This is a genomic window from Burkholderia sp. Ac-20344 (genome assembly GCF_017104975.1).
In the GTDB taxonomy this organism is placed as follows: domain Bacteria; phylum Pseudomonadota; class Gammaproteobacteria; order Burkholderiales; family Burkholderiaceae; genus Burkholderia.
This window is the reverse complement of record NZ_JAAGPP010000009.1, coordinates 38990-53458: the sequence shown is the minus strand read 5'-3', so window position 1 is coordinate 53458 and position 14469 is coordinate 38990. Positions and strand designations below refer to the sequence as shown.

Below are 14469 nucleotides of genomic sequence, written 5' to 3'. Positions count from 1 at the left end.
GGATTTTTTACGCGTAAGTGTTTGTTGTACCTCTGGTTTCCGGCTATAATCGCGTGTTTCAGTAGTTTCGAACCCGGTTTTCCGAAGGACATCATATGGTTATCATCCGTCTGGCTCGTGGCGGCTCGAAGAAGCGCCCGTTCTACAACATCGTTGCTACCGATTCGCGCAACCGTCGTGACGGCCGCTTCATCGAGCGCGTCGGCTTCTACAACCCGGTCGCCACGAAGGGCGAATCGCTGCGTATCGCTCAGGATCGCCTGACGTACTGGCAAGGCGTTGGCGCGCAACTGTCGCCGACCGTCCAGCGTCTCGTGAAGGAAGCGCAAAAGGCGCAACCGGCTGCCTAACATGGCACGGTGTGCCGGTCGTGCCGGCTGTGAGGTGCATTGATGGCGGGTCACGATTCCGGTAATGCAAGGCGCGGGCGTGCGTCGTTTGGCGCATTCGTCCGCAAGCCGGTCGAGCGCGACGCTGTCGCGAACGCCGGTCAGGCTGCCGAGCAGGGCAGTCTCGAAGTGGCGCAAGCCTGGCCTGACGATGCCGTCGAGGTCGGGGCGGTGGTCGACGCCTATGGCCTGAAGGGCTGGGTCAAGGTGGCGACGCATGCCGACGCCGGTCGCGGTGGCGATGCGCTGCTCAACGCGCGCCGCTGGTGGCTGGAACGCGGTGCGGGGCGGCTTTCCGTCCGCATCATGCAGTCGAAGACGCACAGCGACACCGTCGTTGCGCAACCCGCGGGCGTCAGCGACCGCGATGCCGCGCTGGCCATGCGCGGCTTTCGCGTGTTCGTGCGCCGGGAAGATTTCCCGGCATTGGCCGCGGACGAATTCTATTGGGTCGACCTGATCGGTCTCGATGTCGTCAACGAGCAATCGGTGGCGCTCGGGAAGGTGAGCGGGATGATCGACAACGGCGTGCATTCGATCATGCGTGTCGAGTATCCGGCGACCGGCAAAGACGGTCAGCCGACCACCGATGAGCGGTTGATTCCGTTCGTCGGCGTATACGTCAAAACGGTGGATCAGGCGGCGCGTCGCATCGTCGTCGACTGGGAAGCCGATTACTGAAATGAACCAGGTTAACGAGAGCGCGGTGCAGTTCGACGTCGTCACGCTCTTTCCCGAGATGTTCCGCGCACTGACCGACTGGGGGATCACCAGCCGGGCCGTCAAGCAAGGGCGCTTCGGGCTGCGCACCTGGAACCCGCGTGATTTCACGACGGACAACTACCGCACGGTCGACGATCGTCCGTACGGTGGTGGTCCGGGCATGGTGATGCTGGCCAAGCCGCTCGAAGCCGCGATCGATGCCGCGAAAGCGGCGCAGGCGGAGCAAGGCATCGCAAGCACGCGTGTCGTGATGATGTCGCCGCAGGGCGCGCCGCTCACGCACGAGCGTGCGGTGCGGATGGCGCAGGAACCCGGAGTCGTCGTGCTGTGCGGCCGCTATGAAGCGATCGACCAGCGTCTGCTCGATCGTTGCGTCGACGAGGAAATCAGCCTCGGCGATTTCGTCCTGTCCGGCGGAGAATTGCCGGCGATGGCGATGATGGATGCCGTCGTGCGGCTGCTGCCCGGCGTGCTGAACGATTCGCAGTCGGCCGTGCAGGACAGCTTCGTCGACGGGCTGCTCGATTGTCCGCATTACACGCGCCCCGAGGAATACGATGGCGTGCGCGTGCCGGACGTGCTGCTCGGCGGGCATCATGCCGAGATCGAGCGGTGGCGGCGCCAGGAAGCATTGAGGAACACGTTGCGGAAGCGGCCGGACCTGATCGTCCGGGCGCGCCGCGAGAAGTTGCTGAGCCGTGCCGACGAGGCGTGGCTTGCGAACCTCGCACGCGAAGCGAAAGACGCCTCCTGAGGCGGCGTCGCGGGCGGGAATTGGCGGTGCCGTGCATGCGTGTGCGGTGCCTGATGTGAATCCATCCTCTATCGGGGCCAGGCCTGGAAGCAGGCGGGTGCCAACGCCGACACGATGGCATAAGGAGTCAGTAATGAATCTGATCGCAAAACTTGAGCAGGAAGAAATCGAGCGCGCGCTCGCCGGCAAGACGATCCCCGAATTCGCCCCGGGCGACACGGTGATCGTGAACGTGAACGTGGTTGAAGGTAACCGCAAGCGCGTTCAGGCTTACGAAGGCGTCGTGATCGCGATTCGCAACCGTGGCCTGAACTCGAACTTCATCGTCCGCAAGATCTCGTCGGGCGAAGGCGTCGAGCGTACGTTCCAGACGTACTCGCCGCTGCTGGCAAGCATCGTCGTGAAGCGCCGCGGCGATGTGCGTCGTGCGAAGCTGTACTACCTGCGCGAGCGTTCGGGCAAGTCGGCTCGTATCAAGGAAAAGCTGGTGTCGAAGGATCGCGCCGCAGCAGCTTCCCAAGAGTAAGAGCTGTAAGGAAAAAGCACCCACCCGGGTGCTTTTTTCATTCTGGCGCGACAATATGCTCGATACGATACAAACCCGAGAGCCCCATTGAATCGCCGCCCCATCATCGATCCCGAAGTCCTGCCGGTCGAAGGCACCGGCGCCGGCCTGCCGTCCATCGATTCCAGCCTGATGACGCCGTCCGGCCTGCGCGACCGTTTCGCGCGCACGCTCGAATGGAGCGTCGAGCCCGGCGAGGCGAGGCTGCAGGAGGGCGTCGATCCACGCAGCGCGGCCGTCCTCGTGCCGCTCGTCGTTCGCGAGTCCGGCCTCACCATGCTGCTGACCCAGCGCGCTGACCACCTGAACGACCACGCCGGACAGATCAGCTTCCCCGGCGGCCGTCGTGAGCCGTTCGATCGCGATGCAACCGCAACCGCGTTGCGCGAGGCGAAGGAAGAGATCGGGCTGGCAGACGAGCGTGTCGAGATCCTCGGCGCGTTGCCCGACTACCTGACCGGCACGGGCTTCTGCGTGACGCCGGTGGTCGGCCTCGTGCATCCGCCGTTCACCGTGCAGGCCGACACGTTCGAGGTGGCCGAGATTTTCGAGGTACCGCTCGCGTTCCTGATGAATCCCGCGAACCATCAGGTCCGTGTATTCCGCTGGGAAGGTGGCGAGCGTCGTTTTTTTGCGATGCCCTATCCGAATGGCGAGCCCGACGGGCATTACTTCATCTGGGGCGCAACTGCCGGCATGTTGCGCAATCTGTACCGCTTCTTGGCCGCCGGCTAGGCGCGCGCGACGGCTGGCGCGCGCGGTCGGCTGCCGGGCGGCCGCACCGGCAGCCATCCGGTGCTTACGCTGTGCTATCGTTATGCAAAAAATGACATAACTCCGAAGACGGCGCCACGCATGACTTTCTTTTCGGTTCTCCTCGCCCTCATCATCGAACAGGTCCGCGCGTTGTCGCCGAGCAATCCGGTGTTCGCGCTGTTCCAGTTTCATGCGGAAACCGTCGCGCATGGTCTCGACGCCGGCAAGCAGAAGCACGGCATCCTCGCATGGCTCGCGGTCGTGCTGCCGTGGGTGCTGATCGTCGCGCTGATCTATTTCCTGCTGTACAAGGTGAGCTTCGTGCTCGCATTCATCTGGAACGTCGTCGTCGTGTATTTCACGCTCGGCTTCCGCCAGTTCAGCCACTACTTCACCGATATCCACCTCGCGCTCAACAACGACGATGTGCCGCGTGCGCGCGAAATCCTGCACGAGTGGACGGGCATCGACACGGTCGACATGCCGGTCGGCGAAATCGTCCGCCATACGCTGATTCATGCAGTCGTTGCATCGCATCGCCACGTGTTCGGTGTGTTCTTCTGGTATGTGCTGCCGGTCGGCCCGGCCGGTGCCGTGCTGTACCGGATTTCCGAATACCTCGCGCGCAGCTGGTCGACGCCCGGTGACGACCGCACGGCGGCCTTCTCGACGTTCGCGCAACGCGCGTTCTTCGTGATCGACTGGATTCCCGCAAGATTGACCGCGCTTGGCTTCGCGATCGTCGGCAATTTCGAGGACGCGATCTACGCGTGGCGCAACCACGCGCGCCAATGGCCCGATCCGAACGATGGTGTCCTGCTGGCAGCCGGTAGCGGAGCGCTCGGCGCACGCCTCGCGGGGCCGCTCGCGGAGCCGTCGAGTCTCGATGCGCTGGCGGTCGGCGACAGCGGTCCGCTGACGGTCGGTGATGATTGCACGCCGCGTACGCTGCAATCCGCGGTTGGCCTCGTCTGGCGCGCGGTGATCCTGTGGATGATTCTGCTGTTGATGCTGACGCTCGCCGTCTGGGTGTCGTGACGGGGCAGTGCCTTACCCGATGAAAGGCAAAAGGCCGGCTTGATGCCGGCCTTTTTGCTGTGGGTTAGTCGTCGAGTGGGTCGCGTACGGCGCCGCATTGCCAGCACGCGGTGAATTGGGCTTCGAGCGCCTCGCCGCACTGCCGGCAGCGCCACGGCGCGGCGCCGGCCGACGGGCCGTGCGATGCGGCATCGAGGAGCCGGCGCGCGAGCGCGTCGTCGCGTTCGTCGTCGAGCCACAACTCGGGCGTGCACGCGTCGGCGGGCAGGCCGCCGAGCGCGCCGGTCGCGTAGCAGTTATGCAGCTCGCAACCGATGCCGGCCACCTGAAGCACGTTGGCCCAATGCTGCGCGGTCGCGAGATTGGGGGCCTTGAAACGCATCGCGACTCCTGTCGGTGAAGGCCGGCCCGCATGGCACCGGCTTGCCGCCGCGCGCGTGCCGCGCGATCAGCGGACGATCTGGCTCGCCTCGTGCACGAGCTGCGCGTACAGCGCGTGCCGCGACGGGGCGATGCGGCCGTCGGCGACCGCTTTGAGAATCGCGCAGCCGGGTTCGTGCAGATGATGACAATTATAGAAACGGCAGTCGGCGAGCAGTGGCCGGAACTCCGGAAATGCGCGCTCGAGACGGCCCTCCGTCAGGTGGTAGAGGCCGAATTCCTGGAAGCCGGGCGAATCGATCAGCGCGCCGCCGCCTTCCAGCGGGTAGAGGCGCGTGAAGGTCGTCGTGTGGCGGCCGCTGTTGAGCGCGGCCGAGATCTCGCGCGTGGCGGCTTCGGCATCGGGAACGAGCAGGTTCACGAGCGTCGACTTGCCCATCCCGGACTGGCCGAGCAGGATCGTCGAATGCCCGGCGAGGTGCGGCATCAGTTGCGCACGCGCGTCGTCGGGCGAGCCCTTCACCGATAGCTCGAGTACGTCGTAACCCAACGCGCGGTACGGCGCGAGGCGCTCGCGCGCGACCGGCAGCGCGGCCTCGACGTCGATCTTGTTCAGCACGACGAGCGGCTTCAGCTCGTTCGCCTCGGCGGCGATCAGCGCGCGGCCGAGCAGGTCCTCGCTGAAGTAGGGCTCGGTCGCGAGCACGATCAGCAACTGGTCGAGGTTGGCCGCGAACAGCTTCGACTTGAACTGGTCGGAACGGTACAGCAGGTTGCGCCGTTCGCCGATCTCGACGATGACGCCCTGGTCGGCCGATGCGAGTTCGTATGCGACACGGTCGCCGACGGCGATATCGCTCTTCTTGCCGCGTGGGAAGCACTGCAGCATCGGGCCGCCATCGTCGGGCGCGACGATGTAGTGGCGCCCGTGCGCCGCGATCACGCGGCCTTCGACCCGTTGCGCGCCCGATGCGCGCGGGGCCGGCTTGCGGGAGGTCGGCCGGCTCATGCGTGCTGCATCAGGCGGTCGATCCGCTGCGACGCGGGCGGATGCGAGTAGTAGAAGGCCGTGTAGACAGGGTCGGGCGTCAGCGTCGACGCGTTGTCCTCATAGAGCTTCACGAGCGCGCTGACGAGATCCTGCGCGTCGGTCTGGCTGGCCGCGAATGCGTCGGCCTCGAATTCGTGCTTGCGCGACGTGAGGCTGCTGAACGGCGTCGCGAAGAACAGGAACACGGGAATCGCGAGGAAGAACAGCACGAGCGCGGCGCCCGCGTTGCTCGTGTCGAGCGACGGCGTGACGCCGAGCCCCGTGTAGAACCACGTGCGTTGCGCCAGCCAGCCGAGCAGTGCGAGCAGCACGAGGCTCAGCACGAACGACACGAGCATCCGCTTCATCACGTGGCGGCGCTTGAAGTGGCCGAGCTCGTGCGCGAGCACGGCCTCGATTTCCTGGCCGGACAGGCGCGCGAGCAGCGTGTCGAAGAACACGATCCGCTTCGACGCGCCGAAGCCCGTGAAGTACGCGTTGCCGTGCGCGGAGCGGCGGCTGCCGTCCATCACGAACAGCCCCTTCGCCGCAAAGCCGCAGCGCTTCATCAGCGACTCGATGCGCGCGCGCAGCGCGTCGTCCTTCAGCGGCTCGAACTTGTTGAAGATCGGTGCGATGAAGGTCGGGTAGATCAGCAGCACGAGCATCTGGAACGCGACCCAGACGATCCAGGTCCACAGCCACCACAGGCTGCCGGCCTGGTTCATCAGCCACAGCACGACGAACAGCAGCGGCAGGCCGAGCGCGGCGCCGAGCAGCGAGTTTTTCAGCATGTCGGTGAAAAACAGGCGCTTCGTCATCCGGTTGAAGCCGAAACGCTGTTCGATCCCGAACTGGCGGTAATACTCGAACGGGACGTCGATCACGCTCGTGATCACGAGTACGGCGGCGACGAGCGCGACCTGCTGCCCGTAGCCGCGACCGAGCCAGCCGGTGAGCAGCGTGTCGAGTGCGCCGACGCCGCCGAGCAGCGTAAGGCCGACCAGCACGGCCGCGCTGACGACGATCTCGAGCATCGTCAGCCGGGTGCGCTCGACCGTGTAGTCGGCCGCGCGCTGGTGGGCGGTCAGCGGGATGGTCGCGCTGAACTGCGCGGGGACGCCGTTGCGGTGCGCGGCGACGAAGCGGATCTGCCGCGACGCGAGCCACAGCTTGGTGACGACCATCGCGAGCACGGCGAGCGCGAACAGCAGGGTGAACGAAAAGGGTGACATCGAAGGCGCCAAAGGGTTCTATGCGAGAATTATATGTTCTTGCGGACCGGGCCCGCTGATGCGATGCCGGCCGCCCGGGCGGCGCCGCATCGGCGAGCCCGGTCCGCCATTTTCCAGGATGACTCATGACCGATACCGCCGCTTCCGCCAGCCAGCCCGCGCTCGTGCGCAACGAGTTGAACCTCGTCTGGCTCGACATGGAGATGACGGGCCTCGACCCGGATAACGACCGCATCATCGAGATCGCGGTCGTCGTGACCAATTCCACGCTCGACATCGCCGTCGAAGGCCCCGTGTTCGCGATCCACCAGAGCGACGAAACGCTCGCGAAGATGGACGACTGGAACAAGTCGACGCACGGCCGCTCGGGCCTGATTGACCGCGTGCGCGCGTCGACCGTGACCGAGGCGGAAGCCGCCGAGCAACTGCAGGCATTCCTCGCGCAGTACGTGTCGCCCGGCAAGTCGCCGATGTGCGGCAACTCGATCTGCCAGGACCGCCGCTTCATGGCGCGCTGGATGCCGGAATTCGAGCGGTTCTTCCACTACCGCAACCTCGACGTCAGCACGCTCAAGGAGCTGTGCCGCCGCTGGCAACCCGCGATCTACAAGGGCTTCCAGAAGCGCGCGATGCACACGGCGCTCGCGGACATCCACGAGTCGATCGACGAGCTGAAGTACTACCGCGAGCATTTCCTGATTCCGGCTGCGTCGGCTTCGGCAGGCGAATCCGCGCCGGCCGCCTGAGCGGGCCGGCACGCGCTCAGCGCTGGGTAAAGGCTCAGCGCCGCGCGCTCTTCGGCCGGAACGCCGCGACCACCGCGGCGTCGGTCTCGATGTACGGGCCGCCGATCAGGTCGATGCAGTAGGGCACCGCAGCGAAGATGCCGGGCACGGTCGACTTGCCGTCGGCATCGCGCAGCCCTTCGAGCGTTTCCCGGATCGACTTCGGCTGGCCGGGCAGGTTGATGATCAGCGCCGCATGGTCGGCCGTCTCGCGGATCACCGCGACCTGCCGCGACAGGATCGCGGTCGGCACGAAATTCAGGCTGATCTGCCGCATCTGTTCGCCGAATCCCGGCATTTCCTTCGTCGCCACGGCCAGCGTGGCCTCGGGCGTCACGTCGCGGCGCGCGGGGCCCGTGCCGCCGGTCGTCAGCACGAGGTCGCAACCTGCGACGTCGACGAGCTCGGCGAGCGTGGCGGAGATCGTGGGCGCATCGTCCTGGATCAGGCGCGTTTCGGCGCGCCACGGCGACGTCAGCGTGCCGGCGAGCCACTCCTGCAGCGCCGGAATGCCCTTGTCTTCGTAGACGCCCGTGCTCGCGCGATCGCTGATCGACACGAGACCGACGACGAGCTCGTCCGGGTGATTACGCTTCGTCGTCGTCATGGTCGTCTCCGGCGTCGTCCGCCGCTTCGTCGTCCGCAGCGGACGCGCCGCCAGCAGCCTTGATCCACTGGAACAGCTCGCGGAAATAGCGCGGCGGCTTGCCTTGCTGCGCTTCCTTGCGTGCGTTGCGGATCAGCGTGCGGCCCTCCTGGATATCGGCTTCCGGGTGCTGGCGCAGGAATTCGGTCAGTGCGTCGTCGCTCGCGAGCAACTGGTCGCGCGTGCGTTCGATCCAGTGCAGGCGGGCCGTCGCGGCCTTGTTCACGCCGCGCTGCGCGTCGAGCGCGGTGCGCAGCGCAGCCGTCTCGTCGTCGGTCAGCGAGCGCATCACGCGGCCGACGTACTGGAGCTGGCGGCGCTTGCCTTCGTGATCGGTGATCCGGCGCGCCTCGCGCACGGCGTCCGCGAGACTTTCGGGCATCGGCATGCGTTTCAGCGCGTCTTTCGGCAGATCGACGAGCGCCTGACCGAGCACCTGGAGCTCGTGCATCTCGCGCTTTAGCTGGGATTTGCTGGGGCGATCGTAGCCATTGTCGTCGTCTTCGACGGCATGCTCGATCGGCTGGATTCGGGTTTTGCGTGTCATGGACGGCATTGTATCGCGCCGCGGACACCCCAAGCTTGTCGGTGTCCGGCCCCGGACCTTGCTATGATCGCGGGATACGCAACATTTTGACCATGCGGGCGCCCGCCCGCCACCGGATATCAAGACGATGGCAGCCAATCTCGACGTACAAGCGCGCTATTTCCCGCACACGCAGGACCAGCTCAAAGAAATCGCCTCGGACATCCTTCGCCATGCGAAGGCGCTCGGCGCGACGGACGCCGCGACCGAAATCTCCGAGGGCGACGGCCTGTCGGTGTCGGTGCGCCGCGGCGAAGTCGAAACGATCGAGCACAATCGCGACAAGATGGTCGGCGTGACCGTGTTCATCGGCAAGAAGCGCGGCAACGCGAGCACGTCGGATTTCTCGCCGGGCGCGATCAAGGATACCGTCGCCGCCGCGTACAACATCGCGCGCTTCACGGCCGAAGACGAGGCGGCCGGCCTGGCCGAAGCCGAGTTGCTCGAAACCGATCCGCGCGACCTCGACCTCTACCACCCGTGGGCGCTGACGGCCGACGAGGCCGTCGAGCTCGCCCGCCGCGCGGAAGACGCCGCATTCGCGGTCAGCCCGCAGATCCGCAATTCGGAAGGCGCGAGCGTGTCGGCCCAGCATTCGCAGTTCGTGCTCGCGACGTCGCGCGGCTTCCTGTCCGGCTACCCGTACTCGCGCCACTACATCGCCTGCGCGCCGATCGCGGGTAGCGGCCGCCACATGCAGCGCGACGACTGGTATTCGTCGAAGCGCAGCGCGATCGATCTCGCGGCGCCCGAAGCGGTGGGCCGCTACGCGGCCGAGCGTGCGCTTGCGCGGATGGGCGCGCGCCGCCTCGATACCCGCAAGGTGCCCGTGCTATTCGAGGCGCCGCTCGCAGCCGGCCTGCTCGGCGCGTTCGTGCAGGCGGTAAGCGGCGGCGCGCTGTACCGCAAGACGTCGTTCCTGGTCGACAGCCTCGGCAAGCCGGTGTTCGCGCCGCACGTTCAGGTCGTCGAGGATCCGCACGTGCTGCGCGCGATGGGCAGCGCACCGTTCGACGAGGAAGGCGTGCGCACGCGTGCGCGCAGCGTCGTCAAGGATGGCGTGGTCGAAGGCTACTTCCTGTCGACCTATTCGGCGCGCAAGCTCGGCACGCAGACCACCGGCAACGCGGGCGGCTCGCACAACCTCGCGCTGCGCAGCTCGAACACGCAGCCGGGCGACGATTTCGACGCAATGCTGAAGAAGCTCGGCACCGGCCTGTTGCTGACCGAGCTGATGGGGCAGGGCGTGAACTACGTGACGGGCGACTATTCGCGCGGCGCGGCGGGCTTCTGGGTCGAGAACGGCGTGATCCAGTATCCGGTCGAGGAAATCACCGTCGCGAGCACGCTGCAGGAAATGTTCCGGCATATCGTCGCGATCGGCGCCGATTCGATCGTGCGCGGCACGAAGGAAACGGGCTCGGTGCTGATCGAGCAGATGACGATCGCCGGGCAGTAAGCGGCGCGCGGCATCGGCCGCCATCAAACGAAAAAGCCCGACCGGCGCGCGCCGATCGGGCTTTTTTCATTGCGCGCGCCGCGTCAGCCGCGCTTGCGCTCGTAGACGACGAACGCATAGCCGAACGTGTTCGGCGCGGCCGCCTGGTGCGCATCGCGCGACACTTCCCGCCACTGCGCGGCGTCGGGCGCCGGAAACGATGCGTCACCGTCGAAGTCGGCATCGATCTCGGTGACGATCAGCTTGTCGGCAAGTACGAGACCTTCCGCGTAGAGTTGCGCGCCGCCGATCAGGAACGCCTCGGGCACCCCGTCGCGCGCGGCGAGCGCCAGCGCGTCGGCGAGCGACGTGACCGTGTCGCAGCCGTCGAAGCGGCGCGCTGCGTCGCGCGTGACGACGATATTGCGGCGGCCCGGCAGCGGCCGGCCGATCGACTCGTGGGTCTTGCGGCCCATCACGATCGGTGCGCCCATTGTCGTGCGCTTGAAGAAGGCGAGATCCTCGGGAAGTTTCCAGGGCAACTGGTTGTCGCGGCCGATGATGCCGTTGCGGGCACGCGCGACGATCAGGGTCAACGTCGTCATGAAGGTCGGGGGAGAGGAAAACCGGAATGGCGCCGATTCTACCGGAACGGCGGCGCGTGCCGGTTCCGGGTGCGCGCATCCGCCTTCCTGCACTGCGCGCCGCGACGCTTCAGGCAATGCGTCGCGGCGACGGAATGAATAAAAAGAGTGCCCGCCGGGGGACGGAGCACAAAACCGTTTCGTGTTGCGGGATCGCCGATACCGGCATCCGATCGATGCTGTCCGGTCCGCTCAAATCAATATGTGATCCTTATCAAATGAATCGACGGATGCTTATTGGTGGGTACTGCCTTGCGTGGTACCTTCCATCGCGTGCTGCACGTCGCCCGGCTGCGGTACCGGGACCGGCATCGGCAACAGGGGCGGTGACGGGATCTCGTCCCACAGCGTCACCGAAGTGCGGCCGGCAGGCAGGGGGTGCGGTGACGACACGGTCACGATGCCGAACCCGTTGCCGTGCTGCATGCTCGGCGCGTTTGCGGCTAGCAGCATGGCGCGATCCGGATTCGTGCTTTCGTCTGCGCGTACGGGCGTGGGCGGGCCGGCGGCCGCGACCGCAATGGTCATCGGCACGAAAGAAAGTAACAGATGTTTTCGCATGGTCGCTGTCTCCGACGGTTTCCATATTCAGCGAAATGCATGCCATCGCGCCGGGACCGTTGTCGATACTGCGATTCGTGCGCAAGCGTTGCGAATTGTGCCGGAAAACGGCTGAAAATGTTTCAGGCTTGAAACGAGGGGGCTCGGGAATACTGCGGATTCAACCGATTCGCTTCAAGGATGAAAATCGTCGCATGTGTGGATGACAGAACGCATCGCTGCGCGGTTGCTATGTGCAGACGATTGATATTCATCGACCTCCTGAGCGATTCGGCCGTATCGCCCACCGCGCTGAAATCGGATTGTCGTATTCAGTGCCTACAACCAAGCTGTCTTATCAAAAAAATAAACAGACGCGAGATAAGCGCCATCATGCGAGGCATTGTCGTCGCCGCGCATCGGCATGGCGAATCGAGCCGCCTTCGGCTGACCCGATTCGATCCTTTTCGCACGTGACCTGGCGTGCACGGCAATCGTTAGACGGTTGATGAACGGGGTGAGCATATGGGAGCCGATCTGCGGCACGTGATCTACTATTCGCGCGAACCGAACGACGCGTTGCGCAGCCATTTCGACGAATGCGGCTGGCGTGTCGATCTCGCTGAGACCGTGCGAGACGTACGGCGCGTCGTGCAGCATGGTGTCGCGACGGCCGGGCTGCTCGATTTTTCGCCGGGCTTCAGGCCCTCGGATCTGCGCGAACTCGAATCCTGTCTGAGCATTCAGCACATCGGCTGGATCGCGGCGACGCGCCGCGGCCAGTTGCAGGACGCCACGCTGCGCCATCTCATTCGCGACTACTGTTTCGACTACGTGACGATGCCGTACGAGACGTCGCGGATCGTCGAGACCGTTGGTCATGCGCACGGCATGGTTGCGCTGACCGAACCCGTTGCGCCGCCGGTCGGCGCCGGACGCAGCGAAGGCGAAATGGTCGGGACCTGCGATGCGATGCTCGGGCTCTTCAGGACGATTCGCCGCGTCGCGGCCACCGACGCGCCGGTGTTCATTTCCGGCGAATCGGGCACGGGCAAGGAACTGACGGCGGTCGCGATTCACGAGCGGTCGTCGCGCGCGCAGGCGCCGTTCATCGCGATCAATTGCGGTGCGATTCCGTCGACACTGCTGCAGGCCGAACTGTTCGGCTATGAGCGTGGCGCGTTCACCGGCGCGAACCAGCGCAAGATCGGGCGCGTCGAGGCTGCCAACAGCGGCACGCTGTTTCTCGACGAGATCGGCGACTTGCCGCTCGAAAGCCAGGCAAGCCTGCTGCGCTTCCTGCAGGAAGGCAAGATCGAGCGATTGGGTGCCCATGTGTCGGTGCCCGTCGACGTGCGCGTGATCTGCGCGACGCACGTGGACATGGAAGCGGCGCTGCGCGAAGGGCGGTTTCGCGAGGACCTGTTCCATCGCCTGTGCGTGCTGAAGATCGAGGAGCCGCCGCTGCGCGCGCGCGGCAAGGACATCGAGGTGCTCGCGCGCCACATGCTCGAGCGATTCAAGGGCGATGCGCATCGTCGCCTGCGCGGCTTTTCCCCTGACGCGGTCGCGTCGCTGTACGGCTATTCGTGGCCGGGCAACGTGCGCGAGCTGATCAATCGCGTGCGCCGCGCGATCGTCATGTCGGAGGGCCGGATGATCACCGCGGCCGATCTCGAGCTGAGCGACTTTGCGACGCTCGCGCCCGTGTCGCTGCTGGAGGCGCGCGAGGCGGCCGAACGGCAGGCGATCGAGCAGGCGCTGTTGCGCCATCGCGGCCGCTTCGCGGATGCCGCGCGCGAACTCGGCGTGTCACGCGTGACGCTCTACCGGCTGATGTGCGCGCACGGCATGCGAGATCGTGGCGACCCGCTGGCAGGGTTTTCGGCGCAGTTGCCGGAGCTTCCACGTCACGCTTGCTAAAATTGGCGGGTACGGCCGCCCTCGCGGCCGAAGGAACCCGCATGAAACAGTATCTCGATCTCGTTCGTACCATTCTCGATACCGGTACTTGGCAGGAGAACCGCACGGGGATCCGCACCATCAGCATGCCGGGCGCGATGCTGCGCTTCGATCTGCAGCAAGGCTTCCCGGCCGTGACGACCAAGAAGCTCGCGTTCAAGTCCGCGATCGGCGAACTGGTCGGCTTCCTGCGTGCGTCGCGCAGCGCGGCCGATTTCCGCGCGCTCGGCTGCAAGGTGTGGGACGCGAACGCGAACGAGAACGCGCAGTGGCTCGCGAACCCGTATCGCCAGGGCGTCGACGATCTCGGCGACGTGTATGGTGTGCAATGGCGCCAGTGGCCGGGCTACAAGGTACTCGACGCGGGTGCCGACGCACAGATCGCCGATGCGACGCGCCGCGGCTTCCGGATCGTCACGCGTTTCGACGAAGAAGGCGCGCCGAAGGTACTGCTGTACAAGGCGATCGACCAGTTGCGTCAGTGCCTGGACACGATCATGGAGAACCCGTCCGATCGCCGCATCCTGTTTCACGCGTGGAATCCGGCCGTGCTCGACCAGATCGCGCTGCCCGCATGTCATCTGCTGTACCAGTTCCTGCCGAATGCGACGAAGCGCGAAATTTCGCTGTGCCTGTACATCCGCAGCAACGACGTCGGGCTCGGCACGCCGTTCAACCTGACGGAAGGAGCTGCGCTGCTGTCGCTCGTCGGCCGGCTGACGGGCTACACGCCGCGCTGGTTCACGTACTTCATCGGCGACGCGCACATCTACGAGAACCAGCTCGACATGCTGCAGCGCCAGCTCACGCGCGAGCCGTACGAAAGCCCGCGGCTCGAGATTGCCGAGCGTGTGCCGGAATACGCGAAGACGGGTGTCTACGTGCCCGAGTGGCTGGAGCAGATCGAGCCGTCCGATTTCTCGCTCGTCGGCTACCGCCACCATGAGCCGCTGACCGCACCGATGGCAGTCTGATCGCGCGGCCCGGGCCGCGCGAA

The 14469-nt window shown here is 65.7% G+C and carries 17 protein-coding genes; 10 read left to right on the top strand and 7 right to left on the bottom strand.

The annotated features are described in order from the left end of the window. The first annotated feature begins 95 nt into the window (after positions 1–95). The 6 genes from rpsP to G3N64_RS04780 all read left to right on the top strand — a co-directional run bounded on the left by rpsP (position 96) and on the right by G3N64_RS04780 (position 4225). A complete protein-coding gene (gene rpsP, locus G3N64_RS04805) occupies positions 96–350 on the top strand; it encodes a 30S ribosomal protein S16 (RefSeq protein WP_006476550.1) in 255 nt (84 codons plus the stop codon). Between the two features lie 42 nt (positions 351–392). Then, positions 393–1070, top strand: coding sequence for a ribosome maturation factor RimM (gene rimM, locus G3N64_RS04800; protein WP_205782626.1), 678 nt, complete (start codon positions 393–395; stop codon positions 1068–1070). A gap of 1 nt (position 1071) precedes the next feature. Beyond that, positions 1072–1866 carry a tRNA (guanosine(37)-N1)-methyltransferase TrmD gene (gene trmD, locus G3N64_RS04795; RefSeq protein ID WP_205782625.1) on the top strand — a complete coding sequence of 265 codons (795 nt, stop codon included), beginning with the start codon at positions 1072–1074 and terminating at the stop codon, positions 1864–1866. Between the two features lie 133 nt (positions 1867–1999). Continuing rightward, positions 2000–2392, top strand: coding sequence for a 50S ribosomal protein L19 (gene rplS / locus G3N64_RS04790; RefSeq protein ID WP_006753174.1), 393 nt, complete (start codon positions 2000–2002; stop codon positions 2390–2392). A gap of 87 nt (positions 2393–2479) precedes the next feature. Next, positions 2480–3166 (top strand): CoA pyrophosphatase, encoded by a 687-nt coding sequence (locus G3N64_RS04785; protein ID WP_205782624.1) that lies wholly within the window; start codon positions 2480–2482, stop codon positions 3164–3166. Between the two features lie 120 nt (positions 3167–3286). Beyond that, positions 3287–4225, top strand: coding sequence for a CobD/CbiB family protein (locus tag G3N64_RS04780; RefSeq protein ID WP_205782623.1), 939 nt, complete (start codon positions 3287–3289; stop codon positions 4223–4225). Between the two features lie 64 nt (positions 4226–4289). On the opposite strand, the gene G3N64_RS04775 is transcribed toward G3N64_RS04780, so the two are convergent. From G3N64_RS04775 to G3N64_RS04765, 3 genes are all read right to left on the bottom strand, one after another. Beyond that, positions 4290–4607 (bottom strand): DUF2007 domain-containing protein, encoded by a 318-nt coding sequence (locus tag G3N64_RS04775; RefSeq protein WP_111017559.1) that lies wholly within the window; start codon positions 4605–4607, stop codon positions 4290–4292. A gap of 66 nt (positions 4608–4673) precedes the next feature. Further along, complete coding sequence (gene rsgA, locus G3N64_RS04770) at positions 4674–5615, bottom strand: ribosome small subunit-dependent GTPase A (RefSeq protein WP_205782622.1); 942 nt, start codon at positions 5613–5615, stop codon at positions 4674–4676. Beyond that, the gene (locus tag G3N64_RS04765) at positions 5612–6871 is read right to left on the bottom strand and encodes a M48 family metallopeptidase (RefSeq protein ID WP_205782621.1); all 1260 of its coding nucleotides are present in this window, start codon (positions 6869–6871) and stop codon (positions 5612–5614) included. The genes rsgA and G3N64_RS04765 overlap by 4 nt, the downstream gene beginning before the upstream one ends. Positions 6872–6996: 125 nt before the next feature. On the opposite strand from G3N64_RS04765, the gene orn reads away from it, so the two are divergent. Next, on the top strand, positions 6997–7617 hold the full coding sequence (orn, locus tag G3N64_RS04760) for an oligoribonuclease (RefSeq protein WP_046545212.1): 621 nt from the start codon (positions 6997–6999) through the stop codon (positions 7615–7617). 34 nt (positions 7618–7651) lie between these two features. Here the strand turns inward: orn and mog are convergent, their stop codons facing one another. Together mog and yjgA are read right to left on the bottom strand one after the other, a co-directional pair. Then, positions 7652–8263: a molybdopterin adenylyltransferase gene (mog, locus tag G3N64_RS04755; protein WP_205782620.1), complete on the bottom strand. Its 612-nt coding sequence runs from the start codon at positions 8261–8263 to the stop codon at positions 7652–7654. After that, positions 8244–8849 carry a ribosome biogenesis factor YjgA gene (gene yjgA, locus G3N64_RS04750; protein ID WP_277399089.1) on the bottom strand — a complete coding sequence of 202 codons (606 nt, stop codon included), beginning with the start codon at positions 8847–8849 and terminating at the stop codon, positions 8244–8246. The genes mog and yjgA overlap by 20 nt, the downstream gene beginning before the upstream one ends. Before the next feature lie 127 nt (positions 8850–8976). Between yjgA and pmbA the strand changes: the two genes are divergently transcribed. Then, positions 8977–10347, top strand: a complete 1371-nt coding sequence (pmbA, locus tag G3N64_RS04745; RefSeq protein WP_205782618.1) for a metalloprotease PmbA — start codon at positions 8977–8979, stop codon at positions 10345–10347. An 83-nt stretch (positions 10348–10430) separates the two neighbouring features. On the opposite strand, the gene G3N64_RS04740 is transcribed toward pmbA, so the two are convergent. Then, on the bottom strand, positions 10431–10931 hold the full coding sequence (locus G3N64_RS04740) for a dihydrofolate reductase (protein ID WP_205782617.1): 501 nt from the start codon (positions 10929–10931) through the stop codon (positions 10431–10433). Positions 10932–11204: 273 nt separating this feature from the next. Next, complete coding sequence (locus tag G3N64_RS04735) at positions 11205–11531, bottom strand: hypothetical protein (RefSeq protein ID WP_205782616.1); 327 nt, start codon at positions 11529–11531, stop codon at positions 11205–11207. Between the two features lie 504 nt (positions 11532–12035). Here G3N64_RS04735 and G3N64_RS04730 point away from each other — a divergent pair. Both G3N64_RS04730 and G3N64_RS04725 read left to right on the top strand, forming a co-directional pair. Continuing rightward, on the top strand, positions 12036–13433 hold the full coding sequence (locus G3N64_RS04730; RefSeq protein ID WP_205782615.1) for a sigma-54 dependent transcriptional regulator: 1398 nt from the start codon (positions 12036–12038) through the stop codon (positions 13431–13433). A 41-nt stretch (positions 13434–13474) separates the two neighbouring features. Beyond that, a complete protein-coding gene (locus G3N64_RS04725) occupies positions 13475–14446 on the top strand; it encodes a thymidylate synthase (RefSeq protein ID WP_205782614.1) in 972 nt (323 codons plus the stop codon). Positions 14447–14469 lie beyond the last annotated feature (23 nt).

Coding starts and splice junctions, on each gene's coding strand:
- rpsP (WP_006476550.1), top strand. CDS start 96: ATGGTTATCATCCGTCTGGCTCGTGGCGGCTCGAAGAAGCGCCCGTTC.
- rimM (WP_205782626.1), top strand. CDS start 393: ATGGCGGGTCACGATTCCGGTAATGCAAGGCGCGGGCGTGCGTCGTTT.
- trmD (WP_205782625.1), top strand. CDS start 1,072: ATGAACCAGGTTAACGAGAGCGCGGTGCAGTTCGACGTCGTCACGCTC.
- rplS (WP_006753174.1), top strand. CDS start 2,000: ATGAATCTGATCGCAAAACTTGAGCAGGAAGAAATCGAGCGCGCGCTC.
- G3N64_RS04780 (WP_205782623.1), top strand. CDS start 3,287: ATGACTTTCTTTTCGGTTCTCCTCGCCCTCATCATCGAACAGGTCCGC.
- G3N64_RS04775 (WP_111017559.1), bottom strand. CDS start 4,607: ATGCGTTTCAAGGCCCCCAATCTCGCGACCGCGCAGCATTGGGCCAAC.
- rsgA (WP_205782622.1), bottom strand. CDS start 5,615: ATGAGCCGGCCGACCTCCCGCAAGCCGGCCCCGCGCGCATCGGGCGCG.
- G3N64_RS04765 (WP_205782621.1), bottom strand. CDS start 6,871: ATGTCACCCTTTTCGTTCACCCTGCTGTTCGCGCTCGCCGTGCTCGCG.
- orn (WP_046545212.1), top strand. CDS start 6,997: ATGACCGATACCGCCGCTTCCGCCAGCCAGCCCGCGCTCGTGCGCAAC.
- mog (WP_205782620.1), bottom strand. CDS start 8,263: ATGACGACGACGAAGCGTAATCACCCGGACGAGCTCGTCGTCGGTCTC.
- yjgA (WP_277399089.1), bottom strand. CDS start 8,849: ATGACACGCAAAACCCGAATCCAGCCGATCGAGCATGCCGTCGAAGAC.
- pmbA (WP_205782618.1), top strand. CDS start 8,977: ATGGCAGCCAATCTCGACGTACAAGCGCGCTATTTCCCGCACACGCAG.
- G3N64_RS04740 (WP_205782617.1), bottom strand. CDS start 10,931: ATGACGACGTTGACCCTGATCGTCGCGCGTGCCCGCAACGGCATCATC.
- G3N64_RS04735 (WP_205782616.1), bottom strand. CDS start 11,531: ATGCGAAAACATCTGTTACTTTCTTTCGTGCCGATGACCATTGCGGTC.
- G3N64_RS04730 (WP_205782615.1), top strand. CDS start 12,036: ATGGGAGCCGATCTGCGGCACGTGATCTACTATTCGCGCGAACCGAAC.
- G3N64_RS04725 (WP_205782614.1), top strand. CDS start 13,475: ATGAAACAGTATCTCGATCTCGTTCGTACCATTCTCGATACCGGTACT.